Annotated in this window: 3 protein-coding genes; all 3 read right to left on the reverse strand. The window is 56.2% G+C overall.

Going from position 1 to position 1226, the window contains the following annotated elements:
* Nucleotides 1-98: 98 nt before the first annotated feature.
* Genes KF708C_RS36335 through KF708C_RS36340 form a run of 3 tightly spaced genes read right to left on the reverse strand, consistent with a single transcriptional unit; the run spans nucleotide 99 to nucleotide 903 of the window.
* The gene (locus KF708C_RS36335; RefSeq protein ID WP_156174085.1) at nucleotides 99-272 is read right to left on the reverse strand and encodes a hypothetical protein; all 174 of its coding nucleotides are present in this window, start codon (nucleotides 270-272) and stop codon (nucleotides 99-101) included.
* Nucleotides 272-730, reverse strand: a complete 459-nt coding sequence (locus KF708C_RS34070; protein WP_059416305.1) for a hypothetical protein — start codon at nucleotides 728-730, stop codon at nucleotides 272-274. The genes KF708C_RS36335 and KF708C_RS34070 overlap by 1 nt, the downstream gene beginning before the upstream one ends.
* A complete protein-coding gene (locus KF708C_RS36340) occupies nucleotides 727-903 on the reverse strand; it encodes a hypothetical protein (protein ID WP_156174086.1) in 177 nt (58 codons plus the stop codon). The genes KF708C_RS34070 and KF708C_RS36340 overlap by 4 nt, the downstream gene beginning before the upstream one ends.
* Nucleotides 904-1226 lie beyond the last annotated feature (323 nt).

Genomic DNA, 1226 nt, shown 5'->3' on the forward strand with positions numbered 1-1226 from the left:
CTTTGGTGGTTTTGTTCAACGCACCTTTAGGACGTCCTTTGCCAGCAGCAGGAGGTTTTCGAGTGACAATTTTTGTCACTTCTTTAGTGCTCATCGCGTTACTTCAGCGCTCCAGCGGAATGCCGACACATGCGCACGCGCCACATGATTTCATTGCATGCCGCCTGTAGATACATGCGCTTCGCATCCTGTTCTTGGATTCGCGAGATTGCGCTGTCGCCCAACTTGCGGCGCAATTCCATCCGGCGCTTGGCTGTGTCTGCGAAGGTCATCAGTTATTCCCAATGAGCTTGTTGGTGAATCCGTAGTGGAACGAGATCCGCACCGATGCAGCAGTCAGCGCGACCGACAGCGAAGCAGCGATCGTCGTGCCCTTCTGCGACGAAGCCCAGAAAGCGCCTGGCGCACTTGTCTGGCGGATGACAGTGGGGATTGCGGGAGAGGCAGCCGACGCCGGGATATAGGCGCGCAGCGTGGCGATGTTGCCGTCTACCGAGTCTGCGATGCTGATCAATTCCATTCCCGCGGCGCCGAGCGTTGCAATGGGATCAATCGTGATCTGAATTCCAGTGACGAAGACATACTTATCTGCGGGCACCACAAGCATGTTCTGTGGCGTCGTACCTGAGGCGGAGTTCAGCGTGACCGCGGCAAACTTCGTCGGAATGAATTGCCCTTCCAACTGTTGAGGCGTGCCGCCGTAGTCGGCAAGAGAGACAAGCGCAGTCATTTCTTGAACCCCTTCAGCGTCTTGGCCAAGCGGGCGCGTTGCCCTTCCTTGCCCGGTTTCTTAGCGGCTGCATCCAGTTTCTTCGCGGGAATTTTTTCGCCCTTCTTGACGCCAAGTTCCTTGCGCAGACTGCCGGGCTTCTTCACCGCGTCCTGAATCCAGTGCTTGGCCATATCACGCCTCGATGTGTGATGAAGATTTCAGCGGCTAGTGCCGCCCATCTTCGGCGCCGGCACACCATTCAGCTTTACGGGTTCAGGCCTCGGACCCGGAGGTGCCGCGACCTTTCCGCCCGCAGGCTTGGTGCGCGCGGATTGGGCGCAGTTGACGGCGGCGCTCATGGAGCCACCTTTCAGATCACTTTTCGACATTTCATAGCTCCAATGAGTGAATCAGTGGCATAAATTGCCGTTTGTTCGATGTAGATGATAGTTTGGTTGCTCACAACTTGCAAATGTCGGCATCATCTGCTAACGCAATTCGATAGTTGTAGGCC

Source organism: Cupriavidus basilensis, from assembly GCF_000876015.1.
In the GTDB taxonomy this organism is placed as follows: Bacteria; Pseudomonadota; Gammaproteobacteria; order Burkholderiales; family Burkholderiaceae; genus Cupriavidus; species Cupriavidus basilensis_B.

Bases quoted from the DNA above. Each gene is read 5' to 3' on its own strand.
- KF708C_RS36335 (WP_156174085.1), bottom strand. From the start codon at position 272: ATGACCTTCGCAGACACAGCCAAGCGCCGGATGGAATTGCGCCGCAAG.
- KF708C_RS34070 (WP_059416305.1), bottom strand. From the start codon at position 730: ATGACTGCGCTTGTCTCTCTTGCCGACTACGGCGGCACGCCTCAACAG.
- KF708C_RS36340 (WP_156174086.1), bottom strand. From the start codon at position 903: ATGGCCAAGCACTGGATTCAGGACGCGGTGAAGAAGCCCGGCAGTCTG.